This is a genomic window from Thermus hydrothermalis (assembly GCF_022760925.1).
Classification (GTDB): Bacteria; Deinococcota; Deinococci; order Deinococcales; family Thermaceae; genus Thermus; species Thermus hydrothermalis.
Genome location: NZ_JAKTNT010000014.1, coordinates 50,141 through 73,278 on the forward strand (window position 1 = coordinate 50,141; position 23,138 = coordinate 73,278).

At 66.3% G+C, this 23,138-nt stretch carries 28 protein-coding genes; 16 read left to right on the top strand and 12 right to left on the bottom strand.

The genetic code is table 11. The features are described 5' to 3' along the window. From L0C60_RS09470 to L0C60_RS09485, 4 genes are read left to right on the top strand one after another with little or no spacing between them, the layout of a single operon-like run. Positions 1-1,062 carry an alanine dehydrogenase gene (locus L0C60_RS09470; protein ID WP_243092696.1) on the top strand — a complete coding sequence of 354 codons (1,062 nt, stop codon included), beginning with the start codon at positions 1-3 and terminating at the stop codon, positions 1,060-1,062. Then, positions 1,059-2,387, top strand: coding sequence for an acetyl-CoA hydrolase/transferase family protein (locus L0C60_RS09475; protein WP_234508410.1), 1,329 nt, complete (start codon positions 1,059-1,061; stop codon positions 2,385-2,387). Before L0C60_RS09470 ends, L0C60_RS09475 begins: the two co-directional genes overlap by 4 nt. A gap of 33 nt (positions 2,388-2,420) precedes the next feature. Further along, entirely contained in the window at positions 2,421-4,892 is a 2,472-nt protein-coding gene (gene topA, locus L0C60_RS09480) for a type I DNA topoisomerase (protein ID WP_234508412.1), read from the top strand. Further along, positions 4,892-5,152 carry a hypothetical protein gene (locus tag L0C60_RS09485; protein ID WP_234508415.1) on the top strand — a complete coding sequence of 87 codons (261 nt, stop codon included), beginning with the start codon at positions 4,892-4,894 and terminating at the stop codon, positions 5,150-5,152. Before topA ends, L0C60_RS09485 begins: the two co-directional genes overlap by 1 nt. On the opposite strand, the gene L0C60_RS09490 is transcribed toward L0C60_RS09485, so the two are convergent. Then, positions 5,094-6,221, bottom strand: coding sequence for a VanW family protein (locus tag L0C60_RS09490; protein WP_234508417.1), 1,128 nt, complete (start codon positions 6,219-6,221; stop codon positions 5,094-5,096). The two genes, L0C60_RS09485 and L0C60_RS09490, sit on opposite strands and share 59 nt — an antisense overlap. Before the next feature lie 151 nt (positions 6,222-6,372). Here L0C60_RS09490 and pilA5 point away from each other — a divergent pair, with 151 nt between their 5' ends. The 10 genes from pilA5 (at position 6,373) to pilO (ending at position 15,218) form a co-directional block, all read left to right on the top strand. Then, the gene (gene pilA5 / locus L0C60_RS09495) at positions 6,373-6,723 is read left to right on the top strand and encodes a type IV narrow pilus major component PilA5 (protein ID WP_234508419.1); all 351 of its coding nucleotides are present in this window, start codon (positions 6,373-6,375) and stop codon (positions 6,721-6,723) included. 11 nt (positions 6,724-6,734) lie between these two features. Then, positions 6,735-8,159 carry an O-antigen ligase family protein gene (locus tag L0C60_RS09500; protein ID WP_243092700.1) on the top strand — a complete coding sequence of 475 codons (1,425 nt, stop codon included), beginning with the start codon at positions 6,735-6,737 and terminating at the stop codon, positions 8,157-8,159. Continuing rightward, entirely contained in the window at positions 8,156-8,572 is a 417-nt protein-coding gene (locus L0C60_RS09505; protein WP_234508421.1) for a type II secretion system protein, read from the top strand. The genes L0C60_RS09500 and L0C60_RS09505 overlap by 4 nt, the downstream gene beginning before the upstream one ends. Positions 8,573-8,582: 10 nt before the next feature. Next, a complete protein-coding gene (locus tag L0C60_RS09510) occupies positions 8,583-9,044 on the top strand; it encodes a type II secretion system protein (protein WP_234508423.1) in 462 nt (153 codons plus the stop codon). Further along, positions 9,044-9,502 (top strand): hypothetical protein, encoded by a 459-nt coding sequence (locus tag L0C60_RS09515; RefSeq protein WP_234508424.1) that lies wholly within the window; start codon positions 9,044-9,046, stop codon positions 9,500-9,502. Before L0C60_RS09510 ends, L0C60_RS09515 begins: the two co-directional genes overlap by 1 nt. Before the next feature lie 703 nt (positions 9,503-10,205). Then, entirely contained in the window at positions 10,206-10,733 is a 528-nt protein-coding gene (locus L0C60_RS09520; protein WP_234508426.1) for a prepilin-type N-terminal cleavage/methylation domain-containing protein, read from the top strand. An 18-nt stretch (positions 10,734-10,751) separates the two neighbouring features. Next, positions 10,752-11,939, top strand: coding sequence for a hypothetical protein (locus L0C60_RS09525; protein WP_234508428.1), 1,188 nt, complete (start codon positions 10,752-10,754; stop codon positions 11,937-11,939). Then, a complete protein-coding gene (locus L0C60_RS09530; RefSeq protein WP_234508429.1) occupies positions 11,917-13,560 on the top strand; it encodes a GspE/PulE family protein in 1,644 nt (547 codons plus the stop codon). The genes L0C60_RS09525 and L0C60_RS09530 overlap by 23 nt, the downstream gene beginning before the upstream one ends. Before the next feature lie 3 nt (positions 13,561-13,563). Then, positions 13,564-14,754 carry a type II secretion system F family protein gene (locus L0C60_RS09535; RefSeq protein ID WP_234508432.1) on the top strand — a complete coding sequence of 397 codons (1,191 nt, stop codon included), beginning with the start codon at positions 13,564-13,566 and terminating at the stop codon, positions 14,752-14,754. Beyond that, on the top strand, positions 14,751-15,218 hold the full coding sequence (gene pilO / locus L0C60_RS09540) for a type 4a pilus biogenesis protein PilO (protein ID WP_243092697.1): 468 nt from the start codon (positions 14,751-14,753) through the stop codon (positions 15,216-15,218). Before L0C60_RS09535 ends, pilO begins: the two co-directional genes overlap by 4 nt. On the opposite strand, the gene L0C60_RS09545 is transcribed toward pilO, so the two are convergent. Both L0C60_RS09545 and L0C60_RS12820 read right to left on the bottom strand, forming a co-directional pair. Continuing rightward, positions 15,186-15,917, bottom strand: coding sequence for a pseudouridine synthase (locus tag L0C60_RS09545; protein WP_234508436.1), 732 nt, complete (start codon positions 15,915-15,917; stop codon positions 15,186-15,188). The genes pilO and L0C60_RS09545 overlap by 33 nt on opposite strands. A gap of 120 nt (positions 15,918-16,037) precedes the next feature. After that, the gene (locus L0C60_RS12820) at positions 16,038-16,160 is read right to left on the bottom strand and encodes a hypothetical protein (protein WP_267962850.1); all 123 of its coding nucleotides are present in this window, start codon (positions 16,158-16,160) and stop codon (positions 16,038-16,040) included. 19 nt (positions 16,161-16,179) lie between these two features. On the opposite strand from L0C60_RS12820, the gene L0C60_RS09550 reads away from it, so the two are divergent. After that, positions 16,180-17,307: an alanyl-tRNA editing protein gene (locus L0C60_RS09550; protein WP_243092698.1), complete on the top strand. Its 1,128-nt coding sequence runs from the start codon at positions 16,180-16,182 to the stop codon at positions 17,305-17,307. A 4-nt stretch (positions 17,308-17,311) separates the two neighbouring features. Further along, positions 17,312-18,082 (top strand): SDR family NAD(P)-dependent oxidoreductase, encoded by a 771-nt coding sequence (locus L0C60_RS09555; protein ID WP_234508440.1) that lies wholly within the window; start codon positions 17,312-17,314, stop codon positions 18,080-18,082. Here the strand turns inward: L0C60_RS09555 and L0C60_RS09560 are convergent. The 9 genes from L0C60_RS09560 to rpmG all read right to left on the bottom strand — a co-directional run bounded on the left by L0C60_RS09560 (position 18,079) and on the right by rpmG (position 23,042). Beyond that, positions 18,079-19,197, bottom strand: coding sequence for an acyl-CoA dehydrogenase family protein (locus tag L0C60_RS09560; RefSeq protein ID WP_234508442.1), 1,119 nt, complete (start codon positions 19,195-19,197; stop codon positions 18,079-18,081). The genes L0C60_RS09555 and L0C60_RS09560 overlap by 4 nt on opposite strands. Before the next feature lie 38 nt (positions 19,198-19,235). Beyond that, positions 19,236-19,799, bottom strand: coding sequence for a UbiX family flavin prenyltransferase (locus L0C60_RS09565; RefSeq protein ID WP_234508444.1), 564 nt, complete (start codon positions 19,797-19,799; stop codon positions 19,236-19,238). 65 nt (positions 19,800-19,864) lie between these two features. Continuing rightward, positions 19,865-20,242 carry a 50S ribosomal protein L7/L12 gene (gene rplL / locus L0C60_RS09570; protein WP_234508447.1) on the bottom strand — a complete coding sequence of 126 codons (378 nt, stop codon included), beginning with the start codon at positions 20,240-20,242 and terminating at the stop codon, positions 19,865-19,867. A gap of 10 nt (positions 20,243-20,252) precedes the next feature. Beyond that, the gene (rplJ, locus tag L0C60_RS09575; RefSeq protein ID WP_234508449.1) at positions 20,253-20,774 is read right to left on the bottom strand and encodes a 50S ribosomal protein L10; all 522 of its coding nucleotides are present in this window, start codon (positions 20,772-20,774) and stop codon (positions 20,253-20,255) included. Positions 20,775-20,975: 201 nt separating this feature from the next. Beyond that, complete coding sequence (gene rplA, locus L0C60_RS09580; protein WP_234508450.1) at positions 20,976-21,665, bottom strand: 50S ribosomal protein L1; 690 nt, start codon at positions 21,663-21,665, stop codon at positions 20,976-20,978. Then, entirely contained in the window at positions 21,658-22,101 is a 444-nt protein-coding gene (gene rplK / locus L0C60_RS09585; RefSeq protein ID WP_071677193.1) for a 50S ribosomal protein L11, read from the bottom strand. The genes rplA and rplK overlap by 8 nt, the downstream gene beginning before the upstream one ends. A 43-nt stretch (positions 22,102-22,144) precedes the next feature. After that, positions 22,145-22,699 (bottom strand): transcription termination/antitermination protein NusG, encoded by a 555-nt coding sequence (gene nusG / locus L0C60_RS09590; protein WP_243092699.1) that lies wholly within the window; start codon positions 22,697-22,699, stop codon positions 22,145-22,147. Continuing rightward, entirely contained in the window at positions 22,696-22,878 is a 183-nt protein-coding gene (gene secE, locus L0C60_RS09595; protein ID WP_071677191.1) for a preprotein translocase subunit SecE, read from the bottom strand. Before secE ends, nusG begins: the two co-directional genes overlap by 4 nt. Next, positions 22,878-23,042, bottom strand: coding sequence for a 50S ribosomal protein L33 (gene rpmG, locus L0C60_RS09600; RefSeq protein WP_071677190.1), 165 nt, complete (start codon positions 23,040-23,042; stop codon positions 22,878-22,880). The genes secE and rpmG overlap by 1 nt, the downstream gene beginning before the upstream one ends. Positions 23,043-23,138: the final 96 nt, after the last annotated feature.

The window sequence follows — 23,138 nt, forward strand, 5'->3', positions numbered from 1 at the left end:
ATGGACTTTGGCCTACCCAAGGAACGGACGCGCCTAAAAATCCCCCCTTCGCTTGGGGAGGAGGTGCGGGAAGGCCGGGTGGCCCTCACCCCTCAAGGGGTGCGGGAGCTCGTGGCCCGGGGCCACCGGGTCTACGTGGAGCGGGGGGCCGGGGAACGGGCGGGCTTCCCGGACGAGGCCTACGAGGAGGCAGGGGCCACCTTGGTGAGCCGGGAGGAGGCCTTCGGCCGGGGCGAGGTGGTGCTCAAGGTGGGGCGGCCCACCCTCGAGGAGATCGCCCTCCTGCGCCCCGGGGCCACCCTCATGGGCTTCCTGCACCTGGCGGTGGCGGAAACGGGTCTCCTGGAGGCCATGGCGGAAAAGGGCCTTAGCGCCATCGGCTACGAGCTCATCGGGGAAGGCGTCAAGCGCCCCATCCTCAAGGCCATGAGCGAGATCGCCGGGCGCATGGCCCCGCAGATTGCGGGGAGGCTCCTCGAGGCCCCCCTGGGCCCGGGCATGCTCCTCTCCGGCCTCCCCGGCATCCCCCCGGCGGACGTGGTCATCCTGGGGGCGGGCACCCTGGGCCGGGCGGCGGCCCGGGCCTTTCTGGGGGCCGGGGCTTCCGTCTACCTCCTGGACAAGGAGCTTTCCGCCCTGGAGGAGGCGAGCCGGGAGGCCCCCGGGGCCATCACCGCCCTGGTCACCCAAAGCCGCCTGGAGCGGTACGTGGCCTTCGCCGACGTCCTGGTGGGGGCGGTGGCGGTGCCGGGGGAAAGGGCCCCCGTGCTCCTCAGCCGGGAGCTCCTTTCCCGCATGCGCCGGGGCTCGGTGCTCTTGGACTTCGCCATTGACCAAGGGGGCGTGGCGGAAACGAGCCGACTTGGCATCTACCAGGAGCTCGGCGTCACCCACTTCTGCCTGCCCAACGTCCCCGCCCTGGTACCCCGCACGGCGAGCCACGCCCTCACCGCCACGCTCCTTCCCTTCCTGCTCCAGGTGGAGGAGGACCCCCTTAAGGTCCCCGCCCTGCGCCAAGGGGCCTACCTCCTCCTGGGCCAGAAAGGAGGCCACCTAGAATGAGCTACCGCAAGAAGCTCACCTCCCCCGAGGACGCCGTGACCCTCATCCGCTCGGGGATGCGGGTCTTCGTTTCCGGCAACGCCGCCACCCCCACGCCCCTCCTCAAGGCCCTCGCCGCCCGCAAGGACGAGCTTGAAGGGGTGGAGCTCGTCCACCTCCTCCAGATGGGGGAAGACCCCTTCGCAAGCCCCGAGATGGAGGGGCACTTCCGCCGCCGCTCCCTCTTCGTGGGCCCGGCGGACCGGGAAGCGGTGAACCAGGGCCGGGCGGACTACGTGCCCATCATGCTCCACCAAGTGCCCTGGCTCTTCAAAAGGCGCATCCTGCCCCTGGACGCCGCCATCATCCAGGTATCCCCGCCGGACGAGCACGGCTTCTGCTCCTTGGGGGTGGAGGTGATCGCCACCAAGGCGGCGGTGGAGGCGGCCCCCATCGTGATCGCCATGGTGAACCCCAGGATGCCGAGAACCCTGGGGGACACCTTCGTCCACGTGTCCCGCCTCACCGCCATCGTGGAGGTGGACTGGCCCCTGCCCGAGCTAAAGCGGGAAGGCTTCGGCGAGGTGGAGCGGAAAATCGGGGAGCACGTGGCGAGCCTCATTGAGGACGGGGCCACCCTGCAGATGGGCATCGGGGCCATCCCCGACGCCGTCTTGGCCAGCCTCTCGGGGCGGCGGGACTTGGGCGTGCACACGGAGATGATCTCCGACGGGGTCCTCGAGGCCTGGGAAAAGGGCCTCATCACCGGGGCCAAGAAGACCCTCCACCCGGGCAAGATCATCGGCACCTTCGTCCTGGGCTCGGAAAGGCTTTACCGCTTCGTCCACGACAACCCCCTCTTTGAGCTCCACCCCGCCGACTACGTGAACGACCCCTTCGTGGTGGCGCAAAACCGCAAGATGGTGGCCATCAACTCCGCCATTGAGGTGGACCTCACGGGCCAGGTGGTGGCGGACTCCATCGGCACCCGCATCTACTCGGGCTTCGGCGGCCAGTTGGACTTCATCCGGGGAGCGGCCCGGAGCGAGGGGGGCAAGCCCATCATCGCCCTCCCCTCCACCGCCAAGGGGCATAGCCGCATCGTCCCCTACCTCCGGCCAGGGGCGGGGGTGGTGACCACCCGGGCCGACGTGCACTACGTGGTGACGGAGTGGGGTATCGCCGAGCTTTTCGGCCGCTCCTTGCGGGAAAGGGCCAAGGCCCTCATAGAGGTCGCCCACCCCGACTTCCGGGAAGAGCTCACCCGGGCCGCCTGGGAAAGGAAGCTCCTTCCCCGGAGCTACCCCGGCGCCGACCTGAAGGGCAAAAGCGGGCCCAACTCTTGACAACCCCGCCCCCACCCCCCTAAATAGGGGGCGATGCCGAAGAAGCGCACGCAAGGGACCAGCGCACCGGCCAAGGGCGGGGCCACCACCTTGGTGGTGGTGGAGTCCCCCGCCAAGGCCAAGAGCATCCAGAAGATGCTGGGCCCCGCCTACGAGGTGCGGGCAAGCCGCGGCCACGTGGCCGACCTCCCCGAGCGGGATTTGGGCGTGGACGTGGAGCGGGACTTCGCCCCCACCTACGAGGTGAAGAAGGACAAGAAGCCCGTGGTGGAGGAGCTCAAGCGGGCGGCCCAGGGCAAGCGCCTCCTCATCGCCACCGACCCCGACCGGGAAGGGGAGGCCATCGGCTGGCACGTGGCGAGGCTTTTGGGCCGCAACCCCCAAGAGCCCATCCGGGTGGAGTTCCACGAGATCACCCCCAAGGTGGTGCGCCAAGCGGTGGAACACCCCCGCCCCATTGACCAGAACCTGGTGGACGCCCAGCAGGCCCGCCGGGTCTTGGACCGCCTCTTGGGCTACAACCTCTCCCCCCTCCTCTCCCTGGAGTTCCGCAAGCGGGCCCTCTCCGCCGGCCGGGTGCAGAGCGTGGCCCTGAGGCTTGTGGTGGAGCGGGAGGAGGAGATTGAGGCCTTCCAACGGGAGGCGTACTGGCTCCTCAAAGGCCTCTTCCAGGCGGCGGGAAAGACCTTCCCCGCCCTCCTCCACGAGGTGGACGGCAAGCGCCTTTGGGCGGGGCAAGGGGAGAAGGAGGGGAAGCTCCACCTCAAGACGGAGGCGGAGGCCAAGGCCCTGGCGGAGGAGGCCCGGAAGCGCCCCTACCGGGTGGTCCGGGTGGAGGTGAAGGAAAGGCGCAAGTCCCCCCCGCCCCCCTTCACCACCTCCACCCTCCAGCAAGCGGCAAGCAGCCGCTTGGGCTACACGGCAAGCCGCACCATGCGCATTGCCCAGCGCCTCTACGAGGGGGTGGACCTCCCCGAGGGCACCGTGGGCCTCATCACCTACATGCGCACGGACTCGGTGCGCATCTCCCCCGAGGCCCTGGCCCTGGCCCGGGAGGTCATCGCCGAGCGCTTCGGGCCAAGCTTCCTCCCCGAGGCCCCCCGGGTCTACAAAAACCGCAAGGAAGGCGTGCAGGATGCCCACGAGGCCATCCGTCCCACCGACCCAAGGCGCACCCCGGAAAGCGTGCGCAAGTACCTTTCTGAGGAGGAGTACCGCCTCTACGACCTCATCTGGCGGCGGTTTTTGGCGAGCCAGATGAAGGACGCCCTCTACGAGCAGACGGCGGTGGTCCTCGAGGGCCAAGGAACCCCCCGCCTCCTCTTCCGTGCCTCGGGCTCGGTGCTCAAGTTTGAGGGCTACCTGAAGGCCTGGGGCAAGGAGGAAGAGGACGAGGAACCCCCGGTGCCCCCGGTGCCGGAAGGCTCCGAGGCCCAGCTTCTGGAAATCACCCCCGAAGAGCGCTTCACCGAGCCCCCGCCCCGCTACACGGACGCCAGCCTGGTGAAGACCATGGAGGAGCTGGGCATCGGCCGCCCCTCCACTTACGCCCCCACCCTGGAAACCTTGGAAAAACGTGGGTACGTGGAGCGCAGGGGGCGCACCCTCCTCCCCACCCCCTTGGGCCGGGAGGTGACCCATTACCTGAAGGAGCGCTTCCCCCAGGTGGTGGCCTACGAGTTCACCGCCCGCATGGAAGACCGCCTGGACCAGGTGGAGGAGGGCAAGGCCCCTTGGCCCCAGGTGGTCTGGGAGTTCTACGAGCCCTTCTTGGGGGAACTGGCCCAGGTGCCCAAGAAGACCTGCCCCCGGTGCGGCCGCCCCTTGGAGCTCAAGGTGAGCCGCTACGGGCAGTTCCTGGGCTGCACCGGCTACCCGGAGTGCACCTACACCGAGCCCCTGGAAAAGCGGGAGGCGGAGCCCATAGGGGAAGCCTGCCCCAAGTGCGGCAAGCCCCTTCTGCGCAAGGAAGGCCGCTACGGGAGCTTCATCGCCTGCTCGGGCTACCCGGCGTGCGACTACACCCGGGACGATGGCCGGCCCACGGGGCACACCTGCCCCAAGTGCGGCGGCCGGGTACTGGAAAAAAGGAGCAAGCGGGGCAAGCCCTACTACAAGTGCGAGGAAAACGCCTGCGATTTCCTCTCCTTCTATCCCCTCCTGGACCAAACCTGCCCAAGCTGCGGCTGGCCTTTGGTCAAAAAGGGGGAGGGCGCCTGCATCAACCCGGGCTGCCCGGCGCACGACCCCAAGCTCCTTCCCGCCCCCAAAACCCCAGGCCCCGCCAAGGGCAAGCGAAAGGCCCCAAGCGCCCCCAAACTCCCCCAGGACTTTGAGGCCTTAAAGGCTTTTCTCCCAAGCCTGAAGGAGGAAGAACGCCAGGCGGTGGAGGCCTTAGCCCAGGGGAAGAAGCTTTCCCCAGAGGAAGCCGCCTTGGCCAAGCGGGCCCTCTTTAAGCTCCGGATGCAAAAGGGCCGGGCCAAGAAGGAGGTGGCCCCCGCCTGATGGAAAGCTACAAGCTCCACCTCCTGCGCCTGGCCCGGGCGGAAAGGGTGGAGGTGCCGGGCACCCCCCTCAAGGCCTACCCCCTCCTCGAGGCGGAAGAGCGCCAAGGGGTCGCTTTTTACCTTCTCTTGGAAGGGGAGCTCGTCATAGACCTCCCCGAGGGGCGCTACCTGCACCTCAGAAAAGGGGAAGCCGCCCGGGTCACGGAGCCCCACCGCCTCCTGCCGGTGGAACGGGCGGTGCTTTTGGAGTGGGGCTAGGCCCCACGAGATAGACCGCCCCCCAGGGGCGGTAGACGCTTACAAAGCGGTCCTCCCGCACCCGGCCGTCGGCGTAGCGCACCTTGCGCCGTACCTCCACCCGGGCCCCTTCGGCGGCGAAATCCACTTGCTTGCGCACGCCCGGGGGCAAGGACGGGTCCAGGACCTCCTTGGGGGGAAGGGGCGGCTTGCGCTCGCTGAGGAAGGGGCCCTCCCAGGAAACCTCCCGGTCCTTGGTCCCGAAAAGGTGGAAGCGGAGCTTGGTGCCCACCACGGAGCGCTGGACCAGGATGTGCCCCGGGGTGTCGTTTAGGGCCTTTAGGTCCTTGTAGGGCTGGATGACCGCCGCATCCAGGCCGGGGGGCTTGTAGTAGGCCACCTGGTAGCTGTGGGCGTGGCGCTCCAGGATGGGCAGGCCGGCGAAGAAGAAGGCGCGGAAAAGGGTGGTGGACACCTGGCACACCCCGCCCCCCACCCCCTCCTCCGTGCGGTCCCCCACGATGACGAAGGCCTCCTTGTAGCCTTCCTCCTCCGTGATGGGCCCCAGGGCCTGGTTGAAGGAGAAGGTCCCTCTGGGGATGAGGAGGCCGTCCAGCCTGCTGGAGGCGAGAAGGAGGTTATGGGCCCGCTCCCGGCTGGACCCCCTGAAGTCCGTCTCTCCCGTGGCCAGGTGCTCCCGCACCCCCAGGGCGTAAAGGTCCTTTAGGCTTGGGCTTGGCGGGGTGTAGCGTACGGGAAGCCGGAAGCTCTTCTTCCCTTGGCCCAGGGCTTCCCGGTAGGCCTGTAGGGCCAAAGCTTCGTCAAAGGCGAGCCCCTTCTTCTCCACCCCCCGCCACCGGCCTTCCTGGTAGACAAAGCGGGGCGGGCGGGGTGGGCGGGCGAGGCGCTTGAGGAGGGCTTTTAGCTCCGCCTCCGAGGCCACGGGGTAACGCTCTACCCCCGTGTAGGCCACAAGCCTCCCCTCCTCTATAACGTCCTCCTGAAGCACCAAAAGAGCCTCCAGAGGCGAACCCTGCCCCCAGGCCCCGCCAAGCCCGAGAAGGAGAAGAAGCCATAGCCCCTGGCGCATGCCCCAAGGGTAGCACGCCCCCGGTGAAAGCCCTGTGAAGGATGCCCCTTGCGCCCCTCGCAACCCCATGGTAATCTCCGGCCTAGGTCCCAGCTTTCACACCGTTTTCACACGCCACGCCCATACTGGGACCTGTAAGGGAGGTGCAGAGATGAAGGCAAAAGGCTTCACGCTGATAGAGCTCGCTATCGTAATCGTCATCATCGGGATCCTGGTGGCCATCGCCGTGCCGCGGTTTGTGGACCTCACCGACCAAGCCAACGAAGCCAATGTCAACGCTACCGCAGCTGCAGTGCGCTCCGCTTACGCTATCGCCACTGTTCAGGCCAAAGGCGTCCCCACCTGTGCTCAGATCTTCGCTAACTTGGAAGGTGGCTCAGCCAGCGGAAATACCTGGACTTCCAGCGATGGGGGAACGAGTGTAAGCTGCAATGCCACTAACGACACGCTGACCATCACCCGAGGCACCAAGACCGTCACTCTCAGCTACGCAATCAACTGATCCTCGTGGCTATGGGCACCCCCTCGAGGCCTACCCTCCTCGAGGGGGTTCTTTTACTGAGCCTGTTCGCAGGCCTCACCGCCATCAACCCTTGGGGCCAGGGGCACGAGGCCATCTGGAACGCTCCACGAGAGGCTGGAATGGCCGCCTTCGTCCTCTTGACGCTCCTCGGGGTGCTCGTCCGGAAAAGCCGCCTGCCCCACCTTGGAAGCGAGGGCTTGGCCCTCCTCGCCTCTTTGGGCTTTCTCCTTTCAGGCATCGCCGCCACGCTCCTTTCGCCCCAACCCATCTGGAGCTTTACCGGGTATTCCAGCGTGGGGGATGGGCTGCGGTTTTGGGCGCTAGGGGTGGCCTTCGCCTGGGCGACCTACCTGGCCCTAAAAACGGGCCTCGTTTCCCCCAAGCGCCTCGCAGCCACGCTTTTCCTCGGCTTGGGTCTGCATACCCTGGCCATATTCCCCCAGGTCTGGAACTGGAAGCTGGACTATACGCACACCCAAGGCCAAACGTACGTAAGGTGCTTTGACGAAGCCAAAACCCAGTGCCAAGAAAACCCCAAGGCCACCGCCTCCGGCGTGCACCAAGGGCAGATGCCCATCGGCCTCACCTCCCACCGGGGGCACGCCGCTGGGGTTCTCGCTTTGCTTGGGCTTTTCGTGGCCGGGCATTACCTGGGTAAGCCAAGCCGGCGGCTCCTCTTCCTCTTCGCCCTGGGAAGCCTCGCCCTCTGGTTCACGCAAACCCGTGGCGGATGGCTCGCCCTTTGGGTACCCCTCCTCTCCCTGGGGCTGTTTTGGGCACGTCCCATGCGAACCCCTGGGGTCTGGAGGCTCCTCGCCGCCGGAGCCCTTACCTTCGGCGTTTACTGGGGAGCAACCCACCTCCATCTCGTGGAATTCCGAAGGTTTTTTGCCGAGCTGGGCGCAGATTTCGCCGAGGCCAACGCCTTCAGTTCTGGTCGGCTGGAGCTTTGGCAAAAGGCTCTGGAAGCCTTACCCCTACGGCCCCTTTTGGGTTGGGGTTTTGATGGGTTCGCCCGAGCTTACCCCTACGCCGTAGACTGGAACGGGAAGGAGCAAGACCAGATGCCCATCGCCCTCACGCCCCCCGTGCGGGTTATCCAAGGCGAGGACCGCCTTATTTACCTGGAAGACGCCAAAGGCCTTCGTCTCCTCGCCCCGTCCCCCTACGCCAAGGCCCACAACCTGGTGCTGGACCTCATCTTGTCGGTGGGCATTCTAGGGGGCCTCGCCTATCTTCTATGGCTCGGCCTCACCCTCGGCCAGGCCTCTTGGGACAGGCTCCCATGGGTCCTCGTCCTGGTCGGGTATATCCTTTATGGGCTTACCTGGTACGATAGCGTCCACGTCACCCCCATCGCCCTTCTTGCCTTGGGCGCATTCTGGGTACGGGACGAAACATGGCAAAAGGCTTGACCCTAGTAGAGCTCGCCCTTGTCCTCCTAGTAGTAGGCATCCTCGCCGCTGTGGCTGTGCCTCGCTACCTGGACCTCCAGGCCGAAGCTCGCAAAGCCCAGCAACAAGAGGTTCTAAGGAACCTCCGCTCCGCCTACGCCATCTTCATCGCCCAAAACAGAACCGTACCCACATGGAACCAACTCAAAGCCCTTTTGGGAAACCCCCAGGATCTTAGGCTTTCCTCTTCCTGCCCCTCTGGAACCACCGTGGCCTACTGGGACCATAACCACAACGCCGCCTGCAACGCCGGGGAACGTCTGGCTTACCTGTATGCGGACGAGGCCTGCTCGGTCTTTCTCATCGCGGTGAGCTCCACCACGGTTACCGTGCCCATTCGCTGCTTTCGCGGGCACCCGGATACGCTAGAGTGAGGAACAGGACATGCGGGCCAAAGGCCGTGGCTTTACCCTGACAGAGCTTGCCCTGGTGCTGGTCATTTTGGGGCTTCTCGCCGCCATCGCCGTTCCCAAGTTTGTAGACCTATCCCAGGAGGCGGAAAAGGCTGCGGCGCGCCAGACCCTCATGGCCCTGAACTCCACCGTGCGCATCCTCACCGTCAAGCTTGGGCGCCCTCCGGGGCTAGATGAGGTCTGGGAAGCGCTGGACTCGCCTTATAAGAAGGATACCTGGGAAGAGCCTTTCCTAAAGCGAAACCCTTATGGCCCCTACAACTACCAAATCATCCTCCGCTACCGGCCAGGGCGGGAGTACTGCATGGACGGGTACAACCCCTTTGGCCAGCTGGCCCAAGCGGGGAACCCCGCCACCCAACCGGAGGCCCGCATCGTGGTATTCCGCCCTTATACCTCCGGGATAAGCGCCTATTGCCAGGGGGAGTTCTGATGGGGGAAAGGGGCTATCTCCTCCTACTGGTGGCGTTGATCCTGGTGTTTTTGGGCGTCCTCGTCCTCCCCTACTCCCTTCTTGCCCGCCTCAATGCGGAAAGGACCCTGAGGTCCCAGGCAGGTCTACAGGCCCTCTACCTGGCGGAAGCGGGAGCGTGGGAGGCCATCGCCTTCATCCAAGCAAACCCCAACAACCCCACCTACGCCGCCCAGCCCGTACTGGTATGCCAAACCTCCTCACCCTGTACCTCCAGCGCCGGAGATTACGTGGGAAGGTACTGCTACAGTACGGGAAGCCTAGGGGGAATAAACTGCGCCATTTCCCAAACCAATACTGGGGGCAAAAGGCGTTTTACCATCAACGCCGTGGGCGAGAGCGATGGGGTGGTAGCCCAGGTAAGGGCTGTCTACAACGCCACGGATGACGTGGTGGAAGAATGGGAGGTAGTCCCATGAGCCCCAAGGGTTTTAGCCTTGTTGAAGCTGCTTTAGCCCTACTTCTCCTGTCGCTTCTCCTATTGGTGGTAGACGCCCTATCCTCCACGATCCGTAGTGGTAGCGCCACGCAAGCTTCCCAGGAAGGACTATTCGTAGCAGAAACCGTCCTGGAAAACAATGACCCTTTTCCCAACTGCCCCACTACCCAAAGCCTCACGTTGGGAGGAAAAACCTATCAGGTTTGCCAGAGTTCTAGAAGCGAAACGCTTTCTGGCATTTCCCGAATCATCAGCACAATAAGGGTATACGAAGGAAGCCAACTTTTAGCCGAGGTAACCCAGGTGGCGGTGGCCTCCTCGGGCCCTACCCCAATAGCGGGAAGCTGCGCCCCAGGTGGAAACCGCAGGCAGGTTGTCTTCACCTTACCTTCCACAGGCAACACTTATATTGCCTTTTCCCTAAGCTGGTCCCCACAGACCCCTTCAAACCAACAGCTGCGAGAAATTCGGCAAGTGGCCCCGCTATTCCTAATCCACTACAGCGGGACCTACGCCTCAGGAAGCGGGTTCGCTAGCTTTGCTTCGCCCCTTTCCTTACTCACCTCTACCCAAATCCGCTTGCGGTTTTCCAGGAACTTCTCACGGAACACTACCTACACCTTCAACCTCCGCCTGCGCGATGCGCTGGGCAGGGAGTATTCGGTAAACTCTTGCGAGGTGAGGTGGTGAAGCAACAGGGTCTAACCCTTGCGGAGCTGGCCGTCGCCATGCTCCTGGCTGGCCTTCTAGCCCTAGCCCTTTCCACCCTTCTCCTCTCCGGTATGCGAAGCCAAGAGGAGGGAAGCCTCCTACAGGCCCAAGCCCTCATGGCGGACCTCAGGGGCTACCTGGGCAAGGATCTGCGCAGCGCCACCAGCGTCGGCCTTACCAACGCTAGCTCTACAGGCTTTGTGGTCCAGGTGAGCGCTTCCCCAAACCCCCTCTGTGTGCAGTACCGCCTGCAAGCGGGCCGCCTCCAAAGAGCCTTGTGGTCGGCAAATAGCTGCGGCAACGGCACGAATACGGGCTTCCAGGACCTCCTCGCCCCTGCCCTTCTTCCCAATGCCGCCTTCTGCTACGAAGACGAGAGGGTTTACCTGATGGACGCCCCGTGCGACCTCAATGTCCTAGACGGCAAAAACCTTACCCTCCGGGTAGGAGGACGTGACTACCGTTTCCCACCTGTGGTGGTGGCCTTGCGCACTGGATAAACTGGGAGCGAACCGAGTATGCCTCTCTTCCTTGTTCTGCGCCAACGCATCCTGCGCCTCGAGAGGGAACACGTGGAAAGCTTCCCGGCGGAAGGCCTTTTGGACGAGGAGGGAAGGCCCCGGTACGAGCGCCTCCTCCACCGCCTGCGCGAGCTTGGGGCCAAGGGGAGCTACATCGGCTTGGGGCCGGAGTTCGCCCTTCTCCGCTGGCAGAGCTTCCCGGCCCTCGAGGGCTTCCCCCTGGAGGAAGCCGTCCTCGCCGAGGCGGAGCGGAGCCCCCTCTTCGCCGGGGAGGAGCTTTTCGCCGACTACCTCCTCACCACCCCCGAGGACGAGCGCAGGGTGCGGGTCCTCTACGCCGCCATGCCCAAGAAGGGAGCCGCCCTCTTGGGCCGCTTGAGGCCAAGCCGCATAGAACCCTTGCCCCTCCTCCTCTGGCGCCACGCCCTCCAACGGAGCGAGGCGCACACCCTTTTGGTCCTGGAAAACCTGGCCCACACCGTGGCCCTTTTTGAAGGGGGGGTGCTCAAGGGCTTCCGCTACCTCACCCTCGAGGCCGATGCCGGCACGGAAGCCCTCGCCGAGGAAGTGGCCCGCTCCCTCGCCCTCTTTGGCCACGCAGGGCGCCCGGAGGAGGCCTGGCTCCTGGGCCTCCCCACCCCACCCCCCCTGCCCCCGGGGCTTTTGGCGGAGCGCATCCACCAGGACGCGCCCCAGGGCCTGGAGGCCCTGGCCCTGGCCCAGGCGCTTTCCCTAGACCTCAAGCCAAGGCGCCGCCCCTTGGGGGAAGGCTTGCCGCGGGAGGCCCAGCTCGCCATCTTTTTGGCCTCCCTCTTCTTCGTCCTGGGGCTCCTTGGGCAAAGCCTCCTCACCCAGATGGCCGCCCGGGAAAGGGGCCGCCTAGAGGCCCTAAAGCGGGAAGCGGCCCTCTTGCGGGAGCAAGCCTTCCAGCCGGCAAGGCCTGAGGGGCTTGGCCTGGAGGAGATCCTCAAGGTGGCGGCGGAAAAGCCGGAAAGCCTTTGGCTCACCCGCCTCGAGGCCGAGGAGGGCCGCCTCCTCCTAGAGGGCAAGGCCCTGGACCCCTACGCTCCCCTCCTCCTCGCCCAACGGCTTGGGGGGAGGGTGGGCCCCCTGGAGCGCGCAAGCCTAGGGGGAAAGACCGTCTACGCCTGGGAGGTGGAGGTTGCAAAGGCCCAAGCTCGGTGAACTCCTCCTGCGCCTAGGGTACATCACGGCGGAGCAGCTCCAGGCGGCCTTGGAGGAGCAAGCCCGCACGGGGGACCTCCTGGGCCAGGTCCTCCTCCGGCGGGGCTACGTGAAGGAGGAAGACCTGGCCCGGGTCCTGGCGGACCAGCAAAGGGCGCCCCTCATCCGCCTGGCGGAAACCTCCCCCGATCCCCAAGCCCTGCGCCTCCTGGATCCCCGCTTCGCCCGGGAGAAGCGGGTCTTCCCCTTTCGGGTGGAGGGGAACCGGCTCCACGTGGCCATGGCCCACCCCTCGGACCTGGCCCTTCTGGACGAGCTCCGCTTCCTCACGGGAAAGGAAATCGTTCCCTACCTGGCCCCAGACCGGGAGATCCTGGAGGCCCTGGACCGCCTCCTGGCGGAGGAGGCCCGGCCCAAGGAGGAGGCCCGGCGCGAGGAGACCGCCCAGGTGGACCTCACCCTCGAGGCCATGCCCGCCGTGCGCTTGGCCCAGGCCCTCCTGGAACGGGCCATCGGCCTCAACGCCAGCGACCTCCACCTGGACCCCGAGGAAACCCACCTGGCGGTGCGGGCCCGCATGGACGGGGTCATCCAGGAGCTAGAACGCCTCCCCAAGGACCTGGAAGCCCCCCTGGCCGCCCGCTATAAGGTCCTGGCGGGCATGGACATCGCCGAAAAGCGCCGCCCCCAGGACGGCCACTTCACCTTCCCCTTTGAGGGAAAGCGGTACGAGGTGCGGGTGGCCTCCGTGGGCACCCTCCACGGGGAGAAGCTCACCCTGCGCATCATCTACCCCACGGGAGTGCGGCTCGGCCTCACGGAGCTCGGCATGCTCCCCGAGGAGCTCGCCCTCTTTCAAAAGCTCCTCCGTAAGCCTCACGGCATCCTCTTCGTCACCGGCCCCACGGGAAGCGGCAAGACCACCACCCTCTACGCCGCCCTGGACCGCCTTTACACCCGGGAGAAAACCTTCGTCACCATTGAAGACCCCGTGGAGTTCCCCCTGGAGGGCGTGGTGCAGATCCCCGTCCAGCCCAAAATCGGCCTCACCTTCGCCGAGGCCCTGCGGAGCGTTTTGCGCCTGGACCCCGACGTGATCCTGGTGGGAGAGGTGCGGGATGGGGATACCCTGGACACCGCCCTCCGGGCGGCCCTCACCGGGCACCTGGTCCTCGCCACCCTGCACGCCAACGACGCCATCGCCGCCATAACCCGGCTCTTAGAAATGGGAGCGGAAAGGCACCTCCTGGCCTCCACCCTCCTCGGCACCGTGGCCCAGCGCCTGGTGCGCCGGGTCTGCCCCCAGTGCGCCCGGCCCCAACCCCTTTCCGAGGAGGCCCGCCTCTTCTTCGGGGAGGAGGCGCCCGAGGAGGAGGTGCGGGGGGAAGGGTGCCCCTTCTGTCGGGGCACGGGGTATAGGGGACGGGTAGGCCTTTACGAGGTCTACGCCCCCGACCGGGAAGCCCTCTACCGCCTGGGCCTAGGCGCCAGCGAAGGGGAACTGCGGGAGCGGGCCAAAGCCCAAGGCCACCGGGACCTGCGGGCGGTGGGGCTCCACCAAGTGCGCGCGGGGATCACCACGGGGAGCGAGCTTCTGCGGGTGCTTGGGACTTGGGAGTAGGCCATGCGCTTCCTGTACGAGGCCACGGACGAAAAGGGAGAACGGATCTACCGGGGGGTCCTCGAGGCGGAAACCCCCCAAGGGGCCAGGCGCCGCCTCCGGGAGATGGGCCTCTATCCCTTGCGTTTGGAGAGGGTAAGGCGCCCGCAGAAAGGGCGGGTACCCCTTCCCGAGCTCGTCCTCTTCATGGAGGAGTTCGCCACCCTGGTGGGGGCCGGGGTGTCCGTGACCCAGGCCCTGCACACCCTCTCCTTGGAAAGCCGGCACCCCCTCCTGAAGGAAGCGGCCCGAGGGGTGCGGGAGCGGGTGGAGGGGGGCGAGGGTCTGGCCCAGGCCATGGACCAGTACCCCCAGGTCTTCCCTCCCCTGGTGCGGGCCCTGGTGGGGGCGGCGGAGGTGGGCGGGGCCTTGGAGGTGGTGCTCAGGCGCATCGCCGAGTACCTGGACAAAAGCCACGACCTGCGGGAAAAGGTGCGCACCGCCCTCCTCTACCCCTCCTTCGTGGTGGCGGTCTTGGTCCTCGTGGTGGCGGTTCTGCTCCTTTTCGTCATCCCCGTCTTCGCCCGGCTTTACGGGGCAGCGGGGGCGGAGTTGCCCTGGCCCACCCGCTTCCTCATCGGCGCCTCCTTCTTCGTGCGGCAAAACGGGTTTTGGCTCCTCCTCTTCCTTGTGGGCCTGGTGTACTTCCTTAGGGCCTACCACCAGACCCCCGGGGGCGCCCGGCTCATAGACGGGCTTCTCCTCCGGCTTCCCCTGGTGGGGCCCATCCTGCACAAAGCGGCCATGGCCCGCTTCGCCCGGACCCTGGCCACGCTTTACGAGGGAGGCGTGCTCATCACCCAGGCCCTCGAGGCCACCCGCAACACCCTGGGCAACGCCGCCCTCGCCGAAGCCCTGGACCGGGTTCTGGAACGGGTGGTCCGGGGGGAGTCCCTTAGCGCTGCCATGGGGCGCGAACCCCTTTTCCTGCCCATCCTGGTACGCCTCGCCCTGGTGGGAGAGGAGGCGGGAAGCCTGGACCAGATGCTTTACCAAGCCGCCTTCCACCTGGAGCGGGAGGTGGACTATGGGGTCAAACGGCTCTCCTCCAGCATTGAGCCCGCCCTCACCGTGGTCTTAGGGGGTATAATGCTCGTGGTCGCCTTAGCGCTTTATCTTCCGCTCTTTGACCTCTCCCGGATCCTGCGCCGATGAAGCTTCCTATCTGGCTTTGGTTCTTCCTGCCCCTAGCGGTTCTCCTTTGGAGCGCCAACGCCCTTTTTTCTACCTACCGGAGCTACCAAAGGACCAAGGCGGAGGTGGTGGCCCTGGAAAGGGAGGTGGAGGCCCTCACCCAGCGCCTGCCCCAGGCTCTGGCCGAAGCCCCCCTACGGGAGGAGGAGCTTCCCCGGCTTTACCAAGGCCTTTTCCGCCTGGCGGAAAGCCAGGGGCTAGAGCTTCACGCCATGGAGCCTGGGGAAGCGGAAAGCGCCGGCAATGTCCGTGCCTGGCGGCTTCACCTTAAGCTCCAGGGTCCCTACCCTGGGGTTTTGGGCTTCCTGGAGGTCCTCCCCTCCCTGGACCAGCCCCTCTGGGTGGAAAGCTACGCCCTCGAGCCCGCCGGGGAACGGGGAGAGCGCCTCGCCCTAGACCTCACCCTCCGGATCCTGGCCCCCTAGGCCCACCGCCCGGTAAAGGGCTTCCTCCTCTTCCGCCGTGAGGTACCTAGCTTCTCCCAAAGGCAAATCCCCAAGGGCCAAAGGCCCCATGGATAGCCGCTTCAGGTAGAGCACCCGGTTGCCCCGGGCGGCGAACATCCGCTTCACCTGGTGGAAGCGCCCTTCCCTTAGGACAAGCTCCACCCACCTGGGGTCCTCCCCGAGGAAAAGCTCGGCGGGAAGAAGCCTCCTTCCATCCAGAAAGAGCCCCTCGGCGAAGGCTTTTTGGTCCTCTGGGGTGGCCGGGTGGAGGAGGTGGACGAGGTAGCGCTTTTCCACCTTGTGCCGGGGGTGGGTGAGGCGGTGAAGGAGTTCCCCGTCCGTGGTGAAGAGGAGGAGCCCCTCGGTGTCCTTGTCCAGCCGGCCCACGGGGGAAAGGTCCCTAAGGGGAAAGCCCCGCAAAAGGGCGTAGACCGAAGGCCCTTCGGTACGGCTCGTCACGTAGCCCCTAGGCTTGTGCAGGAGCACGTGGTGGTGGCGCCGCACCCTAAGGGGCTTCCCGTCCAGGGCCACCTCCGCCTCCTGGGGCACGCGGAAACCAGGGTCCCGCACCACTTCTCCCGCCACGGAAACCCGCCCCGCCCGCACGAGCCCCGCCACCTCCTTGCGGCTCCCAAGGCCCAGGCGGGCGAGGAGCTTGTCCAAGCGCTCTCCCTTCACAACTCCCTGGCCCCTTTCAGCCACCCAAAGGCTTCCCGGGCAAACCCTTCTCGGGTGTGCCCCCTGGGCTCCACGCGCCCGTCCAACCCCTTCGCCGCCTCCTCCCCCCCATCTGGCCGCTTACGCCCACCGCGCAGGATGCCCAGCCGCAATCCCCCCTTCCAGGTTCCGCGCGCCCATGGCCAGGGTGGGGTGGGCTTGGGCGCGCCACCGGGCAAAGGCCTTGCGGTCCAAGGGCGCCATCCTCCTTATCCTAAGGGGCATGAGGCTTTACCAGTTGGACAGCTACGCCACCCGTTTCCGCGCCCAGGTGGTGCGGGCCTGGAGCGACGCAAAGGGGCACTACGCCGTACTCTCGGAAACCCTCTTCTACCCCGAATCCGGGGGGCAGCCTGCGGACACCGGGGTCCTGCGGGGGGCGTTCGGCGAGGTGCGGGTCCTCGGCGCCTACGAGGAGACCAAGGCCTTTGGGGACGTGGTCCACGTCCTCGCCCACCCCGTGCCCCAAGGGGCCTCTGTGGAGGGGGAGATTGACTGGGAAAGGCGCTTCCGCCACATGCAGCGGCACACCGCCCAGCACATCCTCTCCCAGGCCCTCCTACGGGCCGGCAACTACCACACCATCGCCGTGAGCCTGGACTCGGCGGTGTGCACCGTGGACCTCGAGGAGGAACTGGAAGAGGAAAAGCTCCGCCAGGCGGAAGCCCTGGCCAACCTCGCCGTCTACGCCGATTACCCGGTGGAGGCCTTCTTCGTGAGCGAAGCGGAACTGGCCCAGTACCCCCTAAGGCGCCCCCCCAAGGTGCAGGGCCAGGTGCGCCTGGTGCGCATCGGGGACTTTGACCTCGCCGCCTGCGGGGGCACCCACCTAAAGACCAGCGCCCAAGCCGGGCCCATCAAGGTCCTGAAGTGGGAGCGGTACAAGGGGGGAAGCCGGGTCTACTTTATGGCGGGGTGGGAGGCCTTGGAGGACTACCACGCCAAGCACGCCCTCCTCGCCCGGCTCGCCCTCGGCTTCTCCACGAACCCCCTGGAGGTGGAGAAGCCCATCCAGAAACTCCAGGAAGAGCTTTATGCCCTAAAAGGGGAAAACCTAACCCTGAAGGAAGCCCTGGTGGAAGCCCTCCTCCCCAGAGCCCTGGAGGAAGGGGTGCTTTTGGTCCCGGCGCCCGTCCTCGGGGAGCTCGCCAAAAAGCTCCTTTCCTGGAGCGACAAGACCTTCCTCCTCCTCTCCCCCGAGGGCCGCTTCGCCCTCCTGGGCCCCAAGCGGATGGAGGTCCTGGAAAGCCTCAAGGCCCTGGGGGCCAAGGGCGGGGGCAAGGAGGTGGTCCAGGGGGCCCTGCCCAAGGAAAAAGTGGCGGAGGCCCTGGACCCCAAGCGGGTAAGCTAGGGGCATGGGGCTATTTGAGGGGAAAGGCGTCCTGGTCACGGGGGGCGCCCGGGGGATTGGCCGGGCCATCGTCCGGGCCTTCGCCCGGGAAGGGGCCTTGGTGGCGCTATGCGACCTAAGGCCCGAGGGGCAGGAGGTGGCGGAGGAGGTAGGGGGGTTTTTCGTCCGGGCGGACCTGGCGGAGGAGAGGGACCGGGTGCGCTTCGTGGAGGAGGCGGAAAAGGCATTGGGCCGGATTGACGTCCTGGTCAACAACGCCGCCCTCTCCGCCCCCGGATCTGCCCTCACGGTGAAGCTTCCCGAGTGGCGCCGGGTTTTGGAGGTGAACCTCACCGCCCCCATGCACCTTTCCGCCCTGGCGGCCAGGAGGATGCAGCGGGTGGGGGGCGGGGCCATCGTGAACGTGGCCAGCGTCCAAGGGCTTTTCGCCGAGCAGGAAAACGCCGCCTACAACGCCTCCAAAGGGGGCCTCGTGAACCTCACCCGCTCCTTGGCCTTAGACCTCGCCCCCCTCAACATCCGGGTGAACGCCGTGGCCCCCGGGGCCATCGCCACGGAGGCGGTCCTCGAGGCCATCGCCCTCTCCGAGGACCCCGAAAGGACCCGGCGGGACTGGGAGGACCTCCACGCCCTCAGGCGGCTTGGCCGCCCGGAGGAGGTGGCGGAGGCGGTGCTCTTTCTGGCCTCGGAGAAGGCCAGCTTCATCACCGGGGCCATCCTCCCCGTGGACGGGGGGATGACGGCGAGCTTCCTGATGGCGGGCCGCCCCGTCTAGCGGTAAAGCTCCCGGGCGATGACGAGGCGTTGGATCTCCGAGGTGCCCTCGTAGATCTCCGTGACCTTGGCGTCCCGGTAGTAGCGCTCCACCCGGTAGTCCCGGTGGTAGCCGTAGCCCCCCAGGACCTGCACCGCCTCCCGGGTCACCTCCACCGCCACCTGGCTGGCGAAGAGCTTGGCGGCGCTGGCCTCGAGGGTGAACCTCTCCCCTAGGTCCTTCTTCCGCGCCGCCTCCAACACCAGGGCCCGGGCGGCGGCGATCTTCACGTGCATGTCCGCAATCTTAAAGGCGATGGCCTGGTGCTCCCTAAGCTTCTTGCCAAACTGCTCCCGCTCGTCCGCATAGGCCTTGGCGATCTCGTAGGCGCCCCGGGCGATGCCCACCGCCTGGGCCGCCACCCCCACCCGCCCCGAGTCCAACCCCGCCAAGGCGTAGGCCAGGCCCCGCCCCTCCTCCCCCAGCCGGTTCTCCTCGGGAACGAAAACCCCTTCCAGGCGGACCTCGGCGGTGTGGGCGGCGTGGAGGCCCATCTTCTCCTCCGGGGGGCCGAAGGAAAGCCCCTGGGCGTCCTTCTCCACCAAAAAGGCGCTGATGCCCTTCTCCGTGCGGGCCATGACCACGTAGAGGTGGGCCTGGCCGGCGGAGGTGATCCAGCTCTTCACCCCCCAAAGCTCGTACCCCCCCGGCACCCTGCGGGCCTGGGTCCGGAGGCTCGCCGCGTCCGAACCCGCATGGGGCTCCGTGAGGCAAAAGGCCCCGATCCACTCCCCCCGGGCTAGGGGCACCAAATACCTCCGCTTTTGCGCCTCGGTGCCGAAACGGAGGAGCATGTACTGGGGAAGCCCGCTGGTCACGGAAAGGACCACCGCCACGCTGGGGTCGGCGGCGGCAATCTCCTCCAGGGCCAAGGCCCAGGTGACGGAGTCTAGCCCCACGCCGCCCCAGGCCTCCGGGGTGGTCATGCCGAGGAGGCCCAGCTCCGCCAGGGCCTTAAGTTGCGGCCAAGGGTACTTCCCCTCCTTGTCGTACTCCGGGGCCAGGGGGTAAAGCACCTCCTTGGCCACCTTCCGTACCGTGTCCAAGACGAGCCTTTGCTCCTGAGTAAGGGTCATCGCCCCCTATCGTATCACCGCAAGGGGGCAAAAAAACGTCAGGTTTCGCCCCAGCGGGGGGCGCGCTCCGCCTTCAGGCCCAGGTGGTCCAGGATACGCTGGGTGACGAAGCCCAGGAGGTCCTTGATCTCCTTGGGCCGGTGGTAGAAGCCGGGGCTTGCCGGCAGGACCACCGCCCCCGCCTCGGCCGCCTGGACCATGGCCCTCAGGGTGGGCAGGGGTAGGGGGGTTTCCCGGGGCACCAGGATGAGGGGCCTCCTTTCCTTGAGGTGGACGTAGGCTGCCCGGGTGAGGAGGGTATCGGCGAGGCCCCAGGCCACCTTGGCCAGGGTGGTGGCGGAGCAGGGCACCACCACCATCCCCCGGGTGGGAAAAGAGCCCGAGGCGATGGGGGCCCCCAGGTCCCCGTCCTTGTATACCCGGCTTGCCAGAGGGTAAAGGTCCTTGGGGTTTAATCCCATCTCCTCCCACAAGACCCGCTTGGCCCCTTGGGAGAGCACCAGGTGCACCTCGGCGAGGCCCTGGAGGGCTTCTAAGAGGTCCAAGGCGTAGGGCATGCCGCTTGCCCCCGAAATCCCCACCACCACCCGGGGAAGGTCCATGCCTCCCATCCTAAAGGGAAAACCCCAGGCCCAAAGGCCTGGGGGGCACCCCGTGGGGCGGGGGCTTACTTCAGCTCCACCACCGCGCCCACGGCCTCGAGCTTCTTCTTGATCTCCTCCGCCTCGGCCTTGGGGATGCCCTCCTTGACGGGGCCGCCCTTCTCCGCCAGGTCCTTGGCCTCCTTGAGGCCCAAGCCGGTGATGGCGCGAAGCTCCTTGATGACCTCCAGCTTCTTGGCCCCGGCGTCCTTGAGGATCACGTCAAACTCGGTCTTCTCCTCAGCGGGGGCAGCGGCCGCCGCCTGGGCAGGGGCCGCGGCCACGGCCACGGGGGCCGCAGCGGTCACGCCCCAAGCCTCCTTGAGGACGTCAATGAGCTGCTTGAGTTCCAAAACCGTCGCCTGGGAAAGCTCTTCCTTGATGCGTTCTATGTCCAAAGCCATCTTCTACCTCCTACGCCGCCTTCTTCTCCGCGTACGCTTCCAAGATGCCTACCAGTTCCCGGGCCACGCCCCCCAGGACGCCCACAAGCTCGGCCAGGGGCGCCTGCAGGACGCCCACAAGCTCCGCCCGGAGCTCGTCCATGGTGGGAAGCTCCGCCAGAGCCACCACGTCCTTGGCCGAGAGCACCTGGCCCTGCAGAAGGCCGCCCTTCGCCTCGGGGATGCCCTTGGGGTTCTTCTTGGAGAACTCCACCAGGGCCTTGGCCGCCGCCACCGGGTCCTCGTAGAAGACCACGGCGCTCGGGCCCTGAAGCCCGTCCAGTTTGGGCAGGCCAAGCTCCTCCAGGGCGATGCGGATCAGGGTGTTCTTGGCTACAAAAAGCCGCGCCCCCTTCTCCTTCAGGGCCTGGCGCAGGGCGTGGGTTTCCTTGGCGGAAAGCCCCTGGTAGTTCACCAGGAAGAAGGAGCCACGGGCCGCCTCAAGGCTTTCCTTGAGGGCGGCAAGAAGCTCAACGTTGCGCTTGTTTGGCACGCCTTCCTCCCTTTTGGGGCAGGGGAACCCCGACCGGTTTTCGGGCTTTACGAAACGCTCCCCCTCAAGCGCCTCGGCGGGATGTTTAAGGCCTAAAGCCCCCCGCTGTCTTGGGCCTGGGCGCAAGTGCGCCCGGGGTGCCACCCTGGAGTCTAAAAGAAAGGGGGCCTGGCGTCAAGCCAGGCCCCCCTATCCTGCCCTTTAGGAGTGGGGGTTGATGCGGATGCTCGGCCCCATGGTGCTCGTCACGTAGACCGAGCGCAGGAAGGTACCCTTGGCCGCTTCAGGCTTGCTGGCCTCGAGGGCCTTGATGAAGGCGCGGATGTTATCGGCCAGCTTCTCCGGGGGGAAGCTCGCCTTGCCCACGGGGGCATGGATGGCCCCGGTCTTATCGTTGCGGAACTCAATCCGCCCCGCCTTGATCTCCCGGATGATCTCCCCGATGTTGAAGCCCACGGTGCCCGCCTTGGGGTTGGGCAGGAGGCCCCTGGGACCCAGGATGCGGCCCAGCTTGGAGCCCACCGCACCCATCACGTCCGGGGTGGCCACCACGGCGTCAAAGTCCAGCCAACCATCCAGGATCTTCTGGATGATCTCCTCCCCGCCCACGTAGTCAGCCCCGGCCTCCTCCGCCTCCTTGATCTTCTCCCCCTTGGCGATGGCCAAAACCCGCACCTGCTTGCCAAGGCCATGGGGCAAGGAAACGGTGCCCCGCACGTTCTGGTCGGACTTGCGGGGGTCAATGCCCAGCTTGGCGTGGACCTCCACGGTTTCGTCAAACTTGGCCGTGGCCAGCTCTTTCACCAGCTGGGCCGCCTCGTCAATGGTGTAGACCCGGTTCGGGTCCACCTTCTCCAAGAGGGCGCGGTAGCGCTTGCCGTGCTTAGGCATCCTTCACCTCCGGCGCGCCCACCACCTCCACCCCCATGGACCGGGCCGAGCCAGCGATCATGCGGGCGGCGGCCTCCAGGTCGGTGGTGTTCATGTCGGGAAGCTTCTGCTTGGCGATCTCCAGCACCTGCTGCCAGGTGATGCGGCCCACCTTCTCCCGCCCCGGCTTGTGGGCCCCCTTCTCCAGCCCCGCCGCCTTGCGGATCAGGTAGCTGGCGGGCGGGGTCTTGGTGATGAAGGTGAAGGAGCGGTCGGCGTAGATGGTGATCTCCACGGGGACGATGGCGTCCCCCATGTTGGCGGTGGCCGCATTGAAGGCCTTGACGAACTCCATGATGTTGGCCCCGTGCTGGCCCAAAGCCGGGCCCACCGGGGGCGCGGGCGTGGCCTTGCCCGCAGGCAGCTGCAGCTTAACTACGGCAACGACTTTCTTCATTTTTCCCTCCTAGGCTCCCCCCAAGTTGGGGGTGCAGACGCCTTTAGGCCTTGACCACCTGGGAGAAATCCAATTCCACAGGGGTCTCGCGCCCGAAGATGGTGACCATGACCTTGACCTTGCCCTTTTCCGGGTTGATCTCGGTCACGGTGCCGGTAAAGTCCGCAAAGGGGCCGGAGACGACACGGACCTGGTCTCCTTCCCGGAAGGCCACCTGGGCCTTGGGGGCCTCCCGCTTGCCCAGGAGGCCGGAGACCTCGAGGATGTGCCGCACCTCGTCCGGGGAGAGGGGTACCGGGCGGCTACCCGCCCCCACGAAGCCGGTGATGCCCGGGGTGCTCCGCACCACCTCCCAGGCCTCGTTCGGCTCCTCCTCATCCCCCAGGTCCATCTGCACGAAGAGGTAACCGGGGAAGAGCTTCTTCCTGACGACCTCCTTCTTCCCCCCCTCGCGGAGCTCCACCACCTCCTCCGTGGGAATGAGGACCTGGAAAATCTTATCCTGAAGGCCAAAGGCCTGGATGCGCTTTTCCAGGTTGGCCTTGGCCTTCTCCTCCTGCCCCACGTAGGTGTGGACCGCGTACCATTCAATGCTCATCGCAAAAGCCCTATGAGAAAGCGGAAAACCAGATCGTAGAAACCCAGGATCACCATGGCCACCACGGTGAAAAGGAGGACCGCCTGGGTGCCCTCCACGATCTGTTCCCGCGTGGGCCAGGTAACCCGGGCCAGTTCCGCCCGGGCTTCCTGGAAGTAGCGGACAATCCGGGCAAACATCAGACCTTCACTTCCCGGTGCACGGTGTGCTTGTCGCACCAGGGGCAGTACTTCTTCAGCTCCAGCTTGGAGGTGGTGTTGCGCTTGTTCTTCTCGGTGGCGTAGTTGCGGCGCTTGCACTCGGTGCACTCCAAGAGGATCTTGATGCGGACCTCGCTGGCCATGCCTCACCTCGCAAAGAGGGGGGAGGAGGCCTCCCCCCTAGGGCTCACTCCAGGATTTTGGTGACCACGCCGGCACCCACGGTCCGCCCACCCTCA